This window comes from Amycolatopsis albispora (genome assembly GCF_003312875.1).
Classification (GTDB): Bacteria; Actinomycetota; Actinomycetes; order Mycobacteriales; family Pseudonocardiaceae; genus Amycolatopsis; species Amycolatopsis albispora.
In genome coordinates, this window is the sequence record NZ_CP015163.1 from 1,814,193 (window position 1) to 1,828,974 (window position 14,782).

Annotated in this window: 15 protein-coding genes; 7 read left to right on the plus strand and 8 right to left on the minus strand. The window is 71.0% G+C overall.

From position 1 onward, the window contains the following. The first annotated feature begins 9 nt into the window (after positions 1–9). Both A4R43_RS08430 and A4R43_RS08435 read left to right on the plus strand, forming a co-directional pair. The gene (locus A4R43_RS08430) at positions 10–1,539 is read left to right on the plus strand and encodes a hypothetical protein (RefSeq protein WP_205215274.1); all 1,530 of its coding nucleotides are present in this window, start codon (positions 10–12) and stop codon (positions 1,537–1,539) included. Positions 1,540–1,556: 17 nt separating this feature from the next. Beyond that, positions 1,557–1,757, plus strand: coding sequence for an MbtH family protein (locus tag A4R43_RS08435; RefSeq protein WP_113691805.1), 201 nt, complete (start codon positions 1,557–1,559; stop codon positions 1,755–1,757). Positions 1,758–1,805: 48 nt separating this feature from the next. Here A4R43_RS08435 and A4R43_RS08440 read toward each other — a convergent pair whose 3' ends face one another. Then, positions 1,806–3,197: a KamA family radical SAM protein gene (locus tag A4R43_RS08440; RefSeq protein WP_113691806.1), complete on the minus strand. Its 1,392-nt coding sequence runs from the start codon at positions 3,195–3,197 to the stop codon at positions 1,806–1,808. 132 nt (positions 3,198–3,329) lie between these two features. On the opposite strand from A4R43_RS08440, the gene A4R43_RS08445 reads away from it, so the two are divergent. Genes A4R43_RS08445 through A4R43_RS08455 form a run of 3 tightly spaced genes read left to right on the plus strand, consistent with a single transcriptional unit; the run spans position 3,330 to position 7,308 of the window. Then, positions 3,330–4,934 carry an amidohydrolase gene (locus tag A4R43_RS08445; protein WP_113697437.1) on the plus strand — a complete coding sequence of 535 codons (1,605 nt, stop codon included), beginning with the start codon at positions 3,330–3,332 and terminating at the stop codon, positions 4,932–4,934. A gap of 4 nt (positions 4,935–4,938) precedes the next feature. Then, positions 4,939–6,531, plus strand: a complete 1,593-nt coding sequence (gene lnt, locus A4R43_RS08450) for an apolipoprotein N-acyltransferase (protein WP_113691807.1) — start codon at positions 4,939–4,941, stop codon at positions 6,529–6,531. Positions 6,532–6,534: 3 nt separating this feature from the next. Then, positions 6,535–7,308 (plus strand): polyprenol monophosphomannose synthase, encoded by a 774-nt coding sequence (locus A4R43_RS08455; protein ID WP_113691808.1) that lies wholly within the window; start codon positions 6,535–6,537, stop codon positions 7,306–7,308. A gap of 49 nt (positions 7,309–7,357) precedes the next feature. Here A4R43_RS08455 and A4R43_RS08460 read toward each other — a convergent pair whose 3' ends face one another. From A4R43_RS08460 to A4R43_RS08480, 5 genes are all read right to left on the minus strand, one after another. Then, positions 7,358–8,272, minus strand: coding sequence for an FG-GAP repeat domain-containing protein (locus A4R43_RS08460; protein ID WP_113691809.1), 915 nt, complete (start codon positions 8,270–8,272; stop codon positions 7,358–7,360). Between the two features lie 109 nt (positions 8,273–8,381). Next, on the minus strand, positions 8,382–9,002 hold the full coding sequence (locus A4R43_RS08465; protein WP_113691810.1) for a carbonic anhydrase: 621 nt from the start codon (positions 9,000–9,002) through the stop codon (positions 8,382–8,384). A gap of 145 nt (positions 9,003–9,147) precedes the next feature. Next, a complete protein-coding gene (locus tag A4R43_RS08470; RefSeq protein WP_113691811.1) occupies positions 9,148–9,495 on the minus strand; it encodes an RNA polymerase-binding protein RbpA in 348 nt (115 codons plus the stop codon). Positions 9,496–9,720: 225 nt separating this feature from the next. Further along, a complete protein-coding gene (locus A4R43_RS08475; RefSeq protein WP_113697438.1) occupies positions 9,721–10,392 on the minus strand; it encodes a thymidine kinase in 672 nt (223 codons plus the stop codon). Positions 10,393–10,512: 120 nt separating this feature from the next. Then, on the minus strand, positions 10,513–11,937 hold the full coding sequence (locus tag A4R43_RS08480) for an MFS transporter (RefSeq protein WP_113691812.1): 1,425 nt from the start codon (positions 11,935–11,937) through the stop codon (positions 10,513–10,515). A 187-nt stretch (positions 11,938–12,124) separates the two neighbouring features. Between A4R43_RS08480 and A4R43_RS08485 the strand changes: the two genes are divergently transcribed. Continuing rightward, positions 12,125–12,781 carry a transglycosylase family protein gene (locus tag A4R43_RS08485; RefSeq protein WP_113691813.1) on the plus strand — a complete coding sequence of 219 codons (657 nt, stop codon included), beginning with the start codon at positions 12,125–12,127 and terminating at the stop codon, positions 12,779–12,781. 12 nt (positions 12,782–12,793) lie between these two features. On the opposite strand, the gene A4R43_RS08490 is transcribed toward A4R43_RS08485, so the two are convergent. After that, on the minus strand, positions 12,794–13,576 hold the full coding sequence (locus tag A4R43_RS08490; RefSeq protein WP_113697439.1) for a glycerophosphodiester phosphodiesterase family protein: 783 nt from the start codon (positions 13,574–13,576) through the stop codon (positions 12,794–12,796). A 117-nt stretch (positions 13,577–13,693) separates the two neighbouring features. Here A4R43_RS08490 and A4R43_RS08495 point away from each other — a divergent pair, with 117 nt between their 5' ends. Continuing rightward, positions 13,694–14,026, plus strand: coding sequence for a hypothetical protein (locus A4R43_RS08495; RefSeq protein ID WP_113697440.1), 333 nt, complete (start codon positions 13,694–13,696; stop codon positions 14,024–14,026). 6 nt (positions 14,027–14,032) lie between these two features. Here the strand turns inward: A4R43_RS08495 and A4R43_RS08500 are convergent, their stop codons facing one another. Then, positions 14,033–14,728, minus strand: coding sequence for an ArsR/SmtB family transcription factor (locus tag A4R43_RS08500; protein WP_113691814.1), 696 nt, complete (start codon positions 14,726–14,728; stop codon positions 14,033–14,035). Between the last annotated feature and the right edge of the window lie 54 nt (positions 14,729–14,782).

Sequence of the window (14,782 nt, forward strand, 5' to 3'; positions counted from 1 at the left end):
TCAAGGGGGATGACGGTTTTGCCCGAAGACACCACGCGGTCCGCGACGGGGGTGCGCGCGCTGCGCGAGCAGACCCTGCACCGGCTGCGGACCGCGATGACCGAAGTGAACGGGGACGGCGCGCAGCGCTGCGCCGAGCGGCTGCTGGCCGTGCTGCCCAAGCGAAGACTCCAGGACAACGCCGTGCTCGTCGCCTACGGCGGCGGCAAGGACAGCTCGTACTCACTGGCGTTCTGCCGGGCCGTGCAGCTGATGGTGTACGCGGAAAAGGGCGAGACCTTCCGCCTGCGCACGGTCACCAACCGGCACGCCGGCATGCCCAGGGCGGTGATGGAGAACATCGACCGCGCCTACCGGGCGCTGCGGATTCCCGAGGACCCGGACTGCGAAGCGCTGCTGGTCGACGGTGACGAGGTCAAGCCGTTCCGGGCGGGTGAGGCGCTGGCCCCGCAGGTGGTCGCGCGCAACCGGGTGGATCTGCTGATGACCGGGCACCGCACGTTCGCCGAACCGCGGCCCACCTTCTGCAACGCCTGCAACCTGAGCATGGTGAACTCGTTCGGGGCCGCGGCCGCGTACAACGGCGGCGTGGACGTGATCATCACCGGCGACTCCCCGGCCGAGCAGCGCTCCTACTACCTGTGGGTCAACCGGCTCGCGCGCAGCTACGGGGAAAACCTCGACAAGACCGGCGAATCCGGGTTCCGCCGGTTCCTGGAGAAAACCGACGACCTGGCGCGGGCGTACTTCACCGACATCTTCGGCCCGGACGCCGAAGCCGAGATCGACCGCCGCCGGGTCACCCACGACGTGCCGCGCGAACTGCGGTTCTTCTCCATCTACGACGACACGCGGTATTCCGCGTCGGAGCACTGGAACCTGCTCAACGACTACCTCGGCTTCGTTTTCGACGACCTGGCGTTCAGCTTCACCGAATCGGACTGCGGCACGCCCACGATCATGGCGCACCTGCGCGGGCTCAAGTGCGAGCGGCTGTACCGGCGCAGCTACCGGGACGGGCTGGGGGAGTACGTCGAGTTCGCGCTGAACCTGATGCGCCGCAAGGAGTTCCCGGAACGGCTGATCGACACCATGCGTGAGCGGTACGCCGGCGACCACAGCGGCGAGCGGATGAGGGCGAAGGCGAACGCCTTCGCGCTGGACGCCTTCGGCCTGACCGAGCAGCAGCTGATCTGCATGGTGCACTCGCCGTTCCCCGGGCGCGGTGAGCGGCTCGAAGCGTATCTGGAGGCCGAGCAGCCGGACCTTCTGCCGCGGGTGGCGGACATCCACGAACTGCTCGGCGCGCCGGACGCCGAGCCCGGCGGTGAGCTGGCCGAGCGGCTGGAGCGGTGCAGCGGGCTCGGATTGGACTGGCTGCGCACCCTCTACCGCAGCCCCGCGCCGCGCCCGGCCGGGCTGACCGGGGGCAAGGACCTGATGGGCGAGATCCTCGCCGGGGATCCGCACAAGGCCGTCATCCCGACCCGGCACACCCCGGACGGCCCGGTGGTGCACGAGCTGATCAGCGGTCGCTGAGCGGAAAGGAGCAGCAGATGAGCGAGGACGAGACCACCTACGTCGTGGTGCTCAACGACGAGGAGCAGTACTCGATCTGGCCGGCCGACCGGGAACTGCCCGCGGGCTGGCGCACCGACGGCACCCGGGGCACGAAGTCCGAATGCCTCGACCACATCGGTGAGGTCTGGACGGACATGCGGCCGCTGAGCGTGCGGAAGCAGCTGGAAAGCCTCTGACGACGTGGGGGTCCATCACCACAGTCGTGATGGACCCCCACGCGGTCGTCAGGCGCCCTGGTCGGCCCACCAGCGGCGGCCCGCTTCGGGCAGGGTGTCGATCGGGTCGTAGTAGGGGTACCGGCGCTGCAAGGCTTCCGCGTCGTCGAGTTCGATGCCGGTGCGGTAGTTCTTGGTCCAGTACGAGATGCCCTTCTCGCGGTCGTAGTCGGCGAGCTGGTGCACCCAGCGCTTCCCGACGTAGGGCACGTCGCAGACGATGCGCGGGGTGGCGTAGCCGGGCAGGTAACCCATGATCGCGTGCTGCAGTTCCTGCGCCTGCGCCACGGAAACCCGCCAGTGCTCGGCGTTCGGGATCATGTCGCACATGTAGAAGTAGTACGGCAGGATGTTCGCCTCGCCCTGCAGCGCGAAGCACAGGTCGAGCAGCTGCGCCGGGGTCGCGTTGACCCCGCGCATCAGCACGCCCTGGTTGCGCACGTCCCGCACGCCGACGTCCAGCGCGGTGCGCGCGGCCTCGGCGACCAGCGGGGTGACCGACTGCGCGTGGTTGACGTGCGTGTGGATGGCCAGGTTGACCCCGCGCCGCTGCGCGGTCAGCGCCACGCGCTGCAGCCCTTCGACCACCTTCGGCGCGAGCCAGTGCTGCGGCAGCGCGGCCAGCGCCTTGGTGGCCAGCCGCACATCTCGCACCGTCTCGATGTCGAGCACGCGCATCAGGAACGACTCCAGCTGGTGCCACGGCACGTTCGCCACGTCACCGCCGGAGACCACCACGTCCCGCACCCCGGGGGTCCGCTTGAGGTAGTCGATCATCGCGTCCTGCCGGTCCACCGGCTTGAGCGTGAGCTTGTGCTTGTCGACCTGCTCGGTGGAGTTGCCGACCAGGTCCATCCGGGTGCAGTGGCCGCAGTACTGGGGGCAGGTGGACAGCAGCTCGGCGAGCACCTTGGTCGGGTAGCGGTGGGTCAGCCCCTCGACCACCCACATCTCGGCCTCGTGCAGCGAGTCGCGCTCGGAATGCGGGTGCGACGGCCAGACCGGGTGCCGGTCGCTGCGCACCGGGAGCATGTAGCGCCGGATCGGGTCGGCGTAGAAGGCCTCGGTGAACTTGGCCGGGTCCACCCCGGCGTGCGGGGCCATGGTGTTGAGCATCTGCGGTGGCAGCAGCATCGACATGGTGGCCATCTCGCGCTGGTCGGCCAGCAGGTCCTCGTAGAACCGGTCCTCGAGCAGGTCGCCCATCAGCAGCCGCAGCTGCTTGACGTTGCGCACGCACTTGACCCGCTGCCACTGCGGGTCGCGCCATTCGGCGTCGGTCACGTCCCGCCAGCCGGGGAAGCGCCGCCAATCCGGCTCGACCAGCTCCTCGCGGGCGTAGGCGTAGGGCTGCTCGACAGCTGCATCGGCGGGGGCGACAGGTTCCTGGGTCGCAGTCACTTGTACTCCTCGTCGTCGGGAACGCGTTAAATTATCCTGTCACATCATCAATCGAACGTAAAATCTTCTGCCGCTGCGTTAGTGCTTGCCTGCGTGTTCACCTGGTCGGAGCACCGGGCAGACTTGCTGTCCGTGACGGAAAGCAGCACGACGCTCCTGCTCGGCGGACGGATCCACACGCCGGGCTCACCCGACGCCACCGCGATGGCGGTGACCGGCGGCACCGTGGTCTGGGTCGGCCAGGACGGCCCCGGCCGCGCGCTGCACCCCGGCGCCGAGGTGGTGCCGCTGGACGGCGCCTTCGTCGCCCCCGCCTTCGTCGACGCGCACGTGCACAGCACCGCCACCGGCCTGCACTTCGACGGCCTCGACCTGAGCGCCGTCCACGACGCCGGCGAGCTGCTCGCCGCGGTCCGCGACGCGGTGCGGCCGGGTGAGGTGCTCATCGCGCACGGCTGGGACGAGTCGGACTGGGTGAACCCGCGGCTGCCGAGCCGGGCCGAACTGGACGAGGCCGCCGGGGGCGCCCCGGTCTACCTCAGCCGGGTCGACGTGCACTCCGCGCTGGTCTCCAGCGCGCTGATCGACCTGGTGCCCGCGGCGAAGGAGGCCGACGGCTGGTCCGACGCCGGGCCGCTGACCCGCGCCGCGCACCACCACGCCCGCCAGGCCATGCGCGACAACATCACCGGCGAACAGCGCCGCCGCGCCCAGGAGGCGTTCCTGCGTGCCGCCGCCGCCCGCGGCATCGTCAGCGTGCACGAGTGCGCGGGCCCGGACATCTCCGGCGAACAGGACCTCGCCGACCTGCTCGCGCTCGCGGCCGACCCCGGACTGCCGGAGGTGGTCGGTTACTGGGGTGAACCGGGCGCGGTCGAGACCGCCACCCGCCTCGGCGCCCGCGGCCTGGCCGGGGACCTGTTCGTAGACGGCGCACTGGGCTCGCGCACCGCCGCCCTGCACGAGCCGTACGCCGACGACCCCGGCCGCGGCACGCTCTACCAGGACGCCGACAGCATCGCCGCGCACCTGGTCACCGCCACCGAAGCCGGGCTGCAGGCCGGTTTCCACGTGATCGGTGACGCGGGCGCCGCCGAGGTGGTGCGCGGCTTCGAGCTGGCCGAGCAGCGGGTCGGCCACCGCGCGCTCGCCGCCCGCAGGCACCGCCTGGAGCACCTGGAGATGGTCACCACCGAGCAGGCCGCCGCGCTCGCGAGCTGGGGTGTCGCCGCCTCGGTCCAGCCGCTGTTCGACGCCTACTGGGGCGGTGAGCACGGCATGTACTCCCAGCGACTCGGCGAACGGGCCGCCGCGCTCAACCCGTTCGCCATGCTCGCCGCGCAGGGGGTGCCGCTGGCGTTCGGCTCGGACTGCCCGGTCACCGCGGTGGACCCGTGGTCGGCGGTCCGCGCGGCCGTGCACCACCGCACCCCCGGCTCGGGGCTGTCGGCACGCGCGGCGTTCAACGCCCACACGCGCGGCGGTCACCGCGCGGCTGGGGTCGCCGACGGGGTCACCGGCACACTGCAGCCGGGCGCGCCCGCGCACTACGCGATCTGGGAGGCGGGCGAGCTGGTCGCCCCCGCGTCCGACTCCCGCGTGCAGCGCTGGTCCACCGACCCGCGGTCCGGCGTGCCCTCGCTGCCGTCACTGGAGCCGGAGGCGGCACTTCCCCGTTGCCTGCGGACCGTCCACGCGGGACGGATCATCTACGACGACTTCACCTCGCGTGCCTAAGGTCATGGCCGTGACCGCTACCGCCGCCGAGCCGGCGTCCGGCGAGGCACGCCGTGCGTGGCGGCCCTGGCTGCTGCGCCTGCTCGGCGCCGCCGCGTCCGGGGTGCTGCTCTACCTCAGCTTCGCGCCGCGCCCGCTGTGGTGGCTGGCGCCGCTGGCCTTCGCGGGCTGGGCGCTGGTCGCGCACGGCCGCCGCTTCTGGGGCGGGTTCGGCTACGGCTTCGTGTTCGGCCTCGGCTGGTTCACCCCGCTGTTCCGGTGGCTCAACGACTTCCTCGGCGCCGAGTTCGGCCTGCTGCCGTGGCTGGGGGTGTCCGCGGCGCTGGCCGCCTTCATCGGCCTGTGCGGCGGGCTGAACACCTGGGTGGCCCGGCTGCCGGGCGCGCCGGTGTGGATGGCGCTGGTGGTGGTCGCCATCGAGCTGCCGCGCTCGGTGTGGCCGCTGGGCGGGTTCGCCTGGGGCCGCGTCGGGTTCACCCAGCCCGAAGGCGCCTACCTGTCGCTGGCCTCGATCGGCGGGGCGCCACTGGTCGGCTTCGCGGTGGTGGTCACCGGGTTCGGCCTCGCCGCGCTCGTCCGGGCCCGCCGCCGCGGTGCGGTGCTGACCGCCGCCGTGGCCGCGGTGCTGCCGTTGGTCGCCGGGCTGGCGGTGTGGCCGTCGATCGGCACCGAAGCACAGCAGGGCACGCTGACCGTGGCCATCGTGCAGGGCAACGCGCCCGACGTCGGCCTGGCACTGCTGGGCCGCCGCGACGAACTGCGGGAGAACCACCTCGTGCAGAGCGAGCGCCTGCTCGCCGACATCCACGCAGGCCGCGTGCCCCAGCCCGACCTGGTGGTCTGGCCCGAAACCGCGACCGACGTCGTCGAAGGCCGCCGCGACCCCGAACTGGACCGGCTCTCCCGCGAGTTCGGCGTCCCGATGCTCATCGGCGCCATCCACCGCGACACCAACGGCAACGCGCAGAACTCGATGATCGTCTGGGATCCGGAGACCGGCCCAGGGGAGCGGTACTCGAAGCAGCAGCTGGTGCCCTTCGGCGAGTACGTGCCCGCCCGCGACCTCGCCCGGCTGGTCACCCCGTTCGTCGACGACACCGGCGACATGCTGCCCGGCTCCGGCGAGCCGCCCGCGCTGCACAGCCGCGGCCTCGTCTTCGGCGCGACCATCTGCTACGAGGTGGCCTTCGACTACCCGGCCCGCGACGCCACGCTCGCCGGGGCGGAGGTGCTGTTCACCCCGACCAACAACGCCTGGTACGGGGTGAGCGAGATGAGCTACCAGCAGCTGGCGATGTCGCGGTTGCGTGCCGTGGAACACGGTCGGGCGGTTGTGGTGCCCGCCACCAGCGGGGTGAGCGCTATCGTCGCACCCGACGGCAGCGTTACGCGCCCGACCAGCCTGTTCACCGCGGCCTCGCTGGTCGAAAGCGTGCCGCTGCGGCAGCAGACTACGCTGTCGGATCAACTCGGGGCGTGGACGGACGTCGGCGTGACCGGGCTGGCGGTGGCAGGGGTGCTGGCCGGCGGCATCGTCCGGATACGAACCCGGCGGGGCTCACCGCCGAGGGCAAGCGAACACACGATGGAGGACTAGCGGATGGCGCAGGCGCCGCGGGGGGCACAACCGATCGAGCCGGTGCTGGTGGTGATCCCGACCTACAACGAGCGGGAGAACCTCACGCCCATCCTGACCCGGTTGCACGAGGCCTTGCCCGAGGTACACGCGCTGGTCGTCGACGACGGCAGCCCCGACGGCACCGGTGAGCTGGCCGACGAGCTGGCCGCGAAGGACGACCGGGTGCACGTCATGCACCGGACCGAGAAGGCCGGGCTGGGCGCCGCGTACGTCGCCGGTTTCGGATGGGGCCTGGAGCGCGACTACAACACCATCGTGGAGATGGACGCCGACGGCTCGCACGCGCCCGAGGACCTCCCGCGGGTGCTCGAAGCGCTGAAGGACGCCGACTTGGTGCTCGGCTCGCGGTACGTGCCCGGCGGCAGCGTGGTCAACTGGCCGTTCCGTCGCCAGCTGCTGTCGAAGCTGGCCAACGTCTACGCCGGGATCTGCCTCGGCGCCGGGATCAAGGACATCACCGCCGGGTTCCGCGCCTACCGCCGCGAGGTGCTGCAGAAGCTGCCGCTGGACGACATCGCCTCGGCCGGGTACTGCTTCCAGATCGACCTGGCCTGGCGCACCGCCGAGCAGGGCTTCACCGTGACCGAGGTGCCGATCACCTTCACCGAGCGCGAGATCGGCGACTCGAAGATGAGCAGCTCGATCGTGTTCGAGGCGATCCTGCGCGTCGGCGTCTGGGGCGCGAAGCACCGCTGGCAGCAGGTCCGCGGGCTGTTCGGCCGCAAGCGCGCCTGACGCGCCAGGTGCCCGCCCGCGGCCGCGGACGGGCACTTGGACCTCGGCGTCAGCCGAAGTTGCCGGTCGCCACGGCCTGCCACTGGTTCGCGCAGCCCGGGCCGCACGTCCAGGACAGGCGCGGGTCGCCGGTCACCGAACCGCTGCCGTTCAACCTCCACGTCGCGACTTCACCCGTGGTGGCGTTGTGCCAGGCCACGTCGTTCTTGAAGTCGTTGTCGAAATCGTTGACGGCGACGATCTTCCACTGCGCCGCGCAGGCCGGCCCGCAGGTCCACGACAGCTTCAGGTCGCCGGTCACGGTCTGCTTGCCGTTGGTGAGCCAGGCCGAGACCTCACCGCTGGTGGCGTTGTGCCACAGCAGGTCGTCGAGGTGGTCCTCGTTGAGGTCACCGGCCCCGGTCACCCGCCACTGGTTCGCGCAGCCGGGCCCGCACGTCCACGACAGCTCCGGACTGCCGGTCACGTGCCCCTTGCCGTCGAGCAGCCACGTGCCCACCACGCCGGTGGTCGCGTTGTGCCAGACCACATCGGACTTGTTGTCGGCGTTGAAGTCGCCGATGGCCACGGCCCGCCACTGGTTCGCACAGCCCGGCCCGCACTTCCAGTCCAGTGGCAGCGCGGTGGTGACGTTGCCCTTGCCGTCCAGGATCCACGCGGACAGCTCACCGGTGGTGGCGTTGTGCCAGAGCACGTCGGAGGTGAAGTCGTGGTTGAAGTCACCCCCGCCGACCACCCGCCACTGGGCCGCGCACTCCGGCCCGCAGGTCCACGACAGCCTCCTGTCGCCGACCACGGTGCCGTGCCCGTCGGTGAGCCAGGCGCTCAGCTCACCACTGGCCGGGTTGTGCCACAGCAGGTCCGCGTTGCCCGCGGCCGCCTGTGCGGGCGCGGCGGACAAGACCAGCGCCGCGGCGGCCGCGCAGACCGCCGCGAGCGCGGCACCGATTCTCGTTCCTGACATGTTTTCCCCCTGCTGGCTCTCGATCCCTGTGCGTGCCTGGCCGGCACGCAGGTTCGAGGATCGTCCGGCGCCGGGGGAGCGGGTATCCCGAGCTTTGGGGGTTGACGCCTCAGCCGGTCTTGAGCCCACGGCTGGCGATCAGCCGCGCGTTGCCTTCGCTGAGCTGGTAGGACAACCCGGCCACCGCGCAGGTGCCGTCGGCCACGCGCTTGGCGATCGTGCTCGAGCGGTCCAGCAGCAGGTCCACCGTGTAGCGGGTGTGCTCCTCGACCGCCGAATCGGCCTTGGTCATGCCCTCCGGGGCGGCCAGCACGCTGAGCATCACGCGCTCCACCACGTCACGGGTGAACCCCGGCGGCCGGGTGCCGGTGGCCATGGCGTTCTGGGCGGCGGCGATCGCGCCGCACGAGTCGTGCCCGAGCACCGCGATCAGCGGCGCGCCCAGCACCTCCACGCCGTACTCGATGCTGCCGAGCACCTCCGGCCCGAGCACGTGCCCCGCGGTGCGCACCACGAACAGGTCACCGAGGCCGCGGTCGAAAATGATCTCCGCGGCCAGCCGCGAGTCCGAGCAGCCGAACAGCACCGCGAACGGGTGCTGGGCGGGCGCCAGCGCGGCGCGGTAGTCGGCGTCCTGGTGCGGGTGCTCGCGCTCGCCGCGCACGAAGCGACGGTTGCCGTCGAGCAGCGTGGCCAGGGCTTCATCGGGGGTGAGGGCGTTCTCGGTCATGCGCTGGATTCTGCCGCAGGAGCCGGGGGAACCCCTGGTCGGGCGCGGGTGAAGTCACCCACACGGAATCGTCACAGACAGCGGAAAGCCCCCGTGACGGGAGGACACGGGGGCTTTCGGTGGTGGGGGCAGCCAGTTGGCTCGATCAGGCGGAACGGGTGGTCCGGCGACCCTTCAGCTCCTCGAGGCGCTCGTTGAGCAGGTCCTCCAGTTCCGGGATGGAGCGGCGCTCCAGGAGCATGTCCCAGTGCGTGCGCGGCGGCTTGACCTGCTTCTGCTCGGGCTGGCCGCCGTCGACGATCTCGGATTCGCTGCCGTGCAGGCGGCACTCCCACACCGAGGGGATCTCGGCGTCATCGGAGAACGGGACCTCGAACTCGTGCCCCTTCGGGCAGGAGTAGCGCACCGCGCGGCGGGGCGCCAGGTCGTGGTTCCGGTCGGTCTCGTAGCTGACGGCTCCCAGCCGGCTTCCTCGGAGTACACGGTCGGCCATGATGGGGTCCTTTCAGTCGGCTCCGGGTGGAGCCAGGGCGATGCTCACCCTATGCAACGACGGACCGGTCCGCAGGATTCCCGGACTGGCATGTCGTCGCTCACGATGAGGTGCGTCACCCGTCGTCAACGGCTTACCTACAAGGGAGTCGTCCAGCGCGCCGATGTGACGCGCATTCGGCCTTCTTTCTGGGGGAATCCCCCGATTGGGCTAGATGAAGGCCATTCAGGTCAACCGTAGCTGACCCTGCTCTCCCGACTGGGGGCCCAGTTCCCCGCGGCGGAAGTGGCGGCGGCACAATACTTGGTAACGCACAGTGATCGCGTCGGGATGATCGTGTGCCGAGGGTGAATTTTCAACTTTCGGCTGATCGGTATCCGCGACAAAAACGGTGTCACCCGCCCGCAGCACCTCACCGTCGGCCACCCGCGCGTTGAACCGCCCCGGCAGCCCGCACCAGCACAGCACCTCCACCTGCACCGGCTGCAGCTCGTCGGCCAGCTCGAACAACCGCCGCGCCCCCGGGAACAGCATGCTCCGGAAGTCCGTGGCGATGCCGAAGCAGTACACGTCCAGCTGCGCGTCGTCGGCCAGCTCGGCGAGCTGCTCCACCTGCTCGGGGGAGAGGAACTGGGCCTCGTCCACGATCAGGTAGTCCACGTGCTGCCCCCGCGCCCACCGGTCCCGCACCAGCAACCGCAGATCGGTGCCCTCACCGACCTCCACCGCCTGCCGGGTGATCCCGATCCGGCTGCTGATCTGCGGCGCCCCCGACCGGTCGTGCCGCACCAGCAGCACCCCGCGCCGACCCTGCCGCGCGTGGTTGTGGTCGATCTGCAGCGCCAGCGTGGACTTGCCGCAGTCCATCGGCCCGTAGCAGAACTTCAGCTTCCCCACGGCCGGGGTACCGCGGCGGAACCCGGCCACCGGCACCGACGACAGCGCGTCGGTCGGGTCGGGCACGGGCACCGGCGTTGATGACACAGTCACAAAATTCGACCCTATCGGTCGCGGTGATCACACGATCGAGGGCTCACGGTTTCCCGCCGCCGCGATCGCCCGCCGCACCGGGATCAACCCCACCAGCACGATCCCCACCACGAAGAACGCCACCAGCGCCAGCACCCCGAGCCGGAACGAACCCGTCGCCTGCCCGACCGCGGCGAACACCAGCGGCCCCAGCCACGACGTGCCCCGCTCACCGACCTCGTACAACGCGTAGTACTGCGCCTCCTTGCCCGCCGGGATCATCTGGCTGTACAGCGAGCGCGACAACGCGTTCGTCCCGCCCAGCACCAGCCCGATCCCCACCGCCACCAGGTAGAACTGCAGCGCCTGCCCGGCCTCGACGAAGTACGCCCCGCCCAGCACCACGATCCACGCCGCCAGGCTGACCATGATCGTCTTCTTCGCCCCGATCCGCCGCGCCAGCAGCCCGTGCGCCATGCCGCCGAAGTACGCCACGAACTGGATCACCAGGATCGTCACGATCAGCACCTCGGTCGGGTGCTTGAGCTCCTCCTTGCCGTACTGCGCCGAGATCGTCACCACCGTGGAGATGCCGTCGGTGTAGATCAGGTAGCTGCCCAGGAACGCCAGCGTCAGCGGGAACGCCCTGGCCGAGCGGAAGGTGTCCCGCAGCTCCGCGAACCCCGCGGTCAGCACCGACCGGCCGTCCGGCTCCCGGTGCACCGGCGCCACCTCCCGCAACCGCAGCACCGGGATCAGCGTGAACCCCGCCCACCACAGGCCCGTGGTCAAAAAGCAGATCCGCACCGCCATCGACTGCTCGACACCCAGCGCCTCGTGGTTGAGGTAGAACGCCAGCTGCAACCCCAGCGCCACCCCGCCACCGAGGTAGCCGAACGCCCAGCCCTTCGTCGACACCGCGTCCCGCTCGTCCGGCGACGCGATCGACGGCAGGAACGAGTAGTAGATCGCGATCGACGCCCCGTAGCCGATGTTGGCCAGGATGAAGAACACGATCCCGATCTGCCAGTTCGTGCCCGCCATGAAGAACAGCAACGCCGAGGCCACCGCGCCCAGGAAGCCGAAGAACGCCAGGAACCGCTTCTTGTACCGGCTCCGGTCGGCGATCGCCCCCGACACCGGCAGCACCACCACCTGGATCACCGTGGCCACCGACAGCAGGTAACCCCACAGCGAACCCGCCGGAAACGTCAGCCCCAGCAGGCTGATGTCGCAGTTGACCAGCGTGGACTCCACCCCGTTCGCGTCCACGCACGGCGACGGCCCGTTCCGCGCCACATCCGCCTTGGCGTCCGCGGCGGCCACCGAACTCATGTAGATCGACCCGAACACCGCCATCACCGTGGTGTAGAAGGCCGAGTTCGCCCAGTCGTAGAAGTACCAGCCGCGCTGCTGGCGGCGCCGGTCGCGGACCGGATCGGCCGGCGTGGTGTCCGGGGAGGTCGTGCTCATGGGATGCGGAAGCTCCAGGCGTGCGAAGGGCCGTTTCGCGGGCAGGCTATTGCCTCCGGCGCCCCGGTGCGGCCCGGATGCGCGAATGTGTCCTGATCGCGACGGGGTAACCCGTCTGGTGTAGGAGAGGCTGGTGTTTCTGCTGGGACTCTTGTGATTACGCGCCGTCGTTCTTACTGTTCAGCCCATGGGCAGACCGATTCGCCGGATATGCGCACTGGCCGCCGCCGTGCTCGCGCTGCAACTCGCGCTGAGCCCGTCGGCCGCCGCCGACCCGCCCTCGAACTCCTGGGCGAAACTGCGGATGTGCGAGTCCAGCGGCCGCTACCACATCAACACCGGCAACGGCTACTACGGCGCCTACCAGTTCGACCTGCCCACCTGGCGCAGCGTCGGGGGAGCGGGCCGCCCCGACCAGGCCAGCCCCCGCGAACAGGACTACCGCGCGCTCTACCTGTACCGCATGCGCGGCTGGCAGCCCTGGGAATGCGCCGGCAAGCTCGGCCTCAAGGGTGACGCCGACGCCAAGAGCAAGCGCAAGCCCAGCTACGCCGACTCCGCCTACATCGGCGGCTCCGGCACCCCGCCACCCGCGACGCCCGACCCCAACGTCAAGCCCCCGTGGCCCGGCGTCGTCTACGCCTACGGCGACTGCGCACCGCCGCTGAAGACCTTCCAGCTGCGGATGAACGCCTTCGGCTACGGCTTCACCGGTACCGGCTGCTACCTGGACAAGACCAAGCAGGCCGTGCTCGACCTCCAGCGCGCCAACGGCATCAACGACTCCGGCAGGCTCGGCCCCAAAACCTGGAACGCCGCCTGGGAAGGCAAAGCGCCCCGCTAGCCCGCTCCCGGGCTAGGCCGCTTCCCACACGCCGCGCTCGATCAGCACCTCACGCAGCACGTCCGGCCGGTCCGTGACCAGGCCCTTCACCCCGAGGTCCAGCAACGCCCGCATCTCCGCCGCGTCGTTGATCGTCCAGCAGTGCACCTCGACCCCGGCATACCCCGCCGACCGCACGAACGACCGGTCCACCAGCTTCAACCGCCCCTGCCGCACCGGCACCTGCGCCATCGCCCCCCGGCTCAGGAACCCCAGCCGCAGGAACGGCAGCCACCCGTTCGCCCACAGCACCCCCGCCGACCGCGGCCCCAGCGCGGTCAGCAACCGCGGCCCCGCCAGCCGCCGCACCCTGGCCAGCCGCGCGTCCGAGAACGACGCCGCCGCCACCCGGTCGAACGCGTTCATCCGCTCCAGCACCCGCACGAACGGCTCCACCACCGCGTCCGTCTTCAGGTCCACGTTGAACCGCGTCTCCGGCAGCTCCTCCAGCACGTCCTCCAGCCGCGAAACACCCTCACGCCCGCCGATCTTCGCCTGCCGCACCCGCGACCACGGCAGCGAAGCCACCAGCCCCGACGCGTCGGTCGTGCGATCCAGCGTCGCGTCGTGCTGCGTCACCGCCACCCCGTCCGAGGTCGCGTGCACGTCCGTCTCCACGTACCGGTACCCCTCGGCCACCGCCCGCCGGAACGCCGACAGCGAGTTCTCCATGTCGGCCAGCTCGTCCAGATGCCACCCGCGGTGGGCGAGGGCACGGGGGAACGGCTCGGCGAGGTACGGATGACTGGTCTCCACCAGCACAGTCTGCCTCCCCGGCGTGGCCTCGGCGTGAGCGGAGGATGGCCAGCTAGGGTCAACGCCGTGAGCGAGGTGGCCGAAAAACCCAGCGTGTCCCGGGAAGAACTACGCCGGATGCGCCGGCCGGGCGCGGCCACGCACTGCGGCTGGTGTGGCCGACGTCTCGAAGAAGGCGAGTCCCGCGGCCGCCGTCGCCGCTACTGCGGCCAGTCCTGCCGCCAGCGCGCCTACGAACGCCGCACCGCGCTCCAGCGCAGCGGCCTGCCCGAAGACGCCGTCGTGCTCTCCAGCACCGAGATCGCCGACCTCCAGGACCGCCTCTTCCAGCTCCGCTGCGCCGCCGAAGACGTCGTCACCGCGGCCGAAGACGGCGCGTCGGCCACCGAGCTGCGCGAACTCGCCTTCGAAATCGCCCGCAGCGCGAAAGACCTCGAACAACTCCGCTGACCACGCTCAGAGCCGCAACCCCAGCAACTCCCACAGCGCCGCCGTCCCGGCCGGGGTCACCCGCACCGCCCGGCCCGAACCGATCCGCTTGACCCAGCCCCGCTCCAGCACCGACCGGCACACCAGCGCGCCCGCCGAACCCGCCAGGTGCGACCGCCGCTCGGTCCAGTCCAGGCACGCCTTCACCAGCGGCCGCCGCGACGCCCGCAACTCCGCCAGATCCGCGCCCAGCTCACGCTCCAACCACGCCAGCCCCGCCTCGGTCAACGCGAACCCGTCCACCTGGTTCAGCAGGCCACGCGCGGTCATCGCGTCACTGATCGCCACCCCCAGCTGCCCGGCCAGGTGGTCGTAACAGGTCCGCCCCCGCGCCAGCGCCGCCGACGCACTCGCCGCCCGCAACGTCCGCCCCCGATTCCGCGGCGGTCCCAGATAACCCACCAGATCCTCGATGAGCCGGGCCGTCTCCGGCCCCGCCAGCTGCACGTACCGATGCCGCCCCTGACGACGCTCCACCAGCAACCCACCGTCGATCAGCCGATGCAGGTGCTCACTCGCCGTGGACGGCGCCACCTCCGCGTGCGCCGCCAGCTCACCGGCCGTCCACGCCCGCCCGTCCAGCAACGCCAGGCAGAACGCCGCCCGCGTGCGATCGGCGAGCAGGCCCGCCAGCCCGGCCAGCTCGGCACCAGAAGCGGTCATGCCCCCATCCTGCCCCCTCCACACTTCGGCGCCCACCGAAGCAACCACGTCCTA

What these genes read in the sequence shown, in the direction of transcription:
- A4R43_RS08455 (WP_113691808.1), top strand. Translation starts at nt 6,535, where the DNA reads ATGGCGCAGGCGCCGCGGGGGGCACAACCGATCGAGCCGGTGCTGGTG.
- A4R43_RS08495 (WP_113697440.1), top strand. Translation starts at nt 13,694, where the DNA reads ATGCGCCGGCCGGGCGCGGCCACGCACTGCGGCTGGTGTGGCCGACGT.
- A4R43_RS08485 (WP_113691813.1), top strand. Translation starts at nt 12,125, where the DNA reads ATGGGCAGACCGATTCGCCGGATATGCGCACTGGCCGCCGCCGTGCTC.
- lnt (WP_113691807.1), top strand. Translation starts at nt 4,939, where the DNA reads ATGGCCGTGACCGCTACCGCCGCCGAGCCGGCGTCCGGCGAGGCACGC.
- A4R43_RS08465 (WP_113691810.1), bottom strand. Translation starts at nt 9,002, where the DNA reads ATGACCGAGAACGCCCTCACCCCCGATGAAGCCCTGGCCACGCTGCTC.
- A4R43_RS08470 (WP_113691811.1), bottom strand. Translation starts at nt 9,495, where the DNA reads ATGGCCGACCGTGTACTCCGAGGAAGCCGGCTGGGAGCCGTCAGCTAC.
- A4R43_RS08460 (WP_113691809.1), bottom strand. Translation starts at nt 8,272, where the DNA reads ATGTCAGGAACGAGAATCGGTGCCGCGCTCGCGGCGGTCTGCGCGGCC.
- A4R43_RS08500 (WP_113691814.1), bottom strand. Translation starts at nt 14,728, where the DNA reads ATGACCGCTTCTGGTGCCGAGCTGGCCGGGCTGGCGGGCCTGCTCGCC.
- A4R43_RS08430 (WP_205215274.1), top strand. Translation starts at nt 10, where the DNA reads ATGACGGTTTTGCCCGAAGACACCACGCGGTCCGCGACGGGGGTGCGC.
- A4R43_RS08435 (WP_113691805.1), top strand. Translation starts at nt 1,557, where the DNA reads ATGAGCGAGGACGAGACCACCTACGTCGTGGTGCTCAACGACGAGGAG.
- A4R43_RS08480 (WP_113691812.1), bottom strand. Translation starts at nt 11,937, where the DNA reads ATGAGCACGACCTCCCCGGACACCACGCCGGCCGATCCGGTCCGCGAC.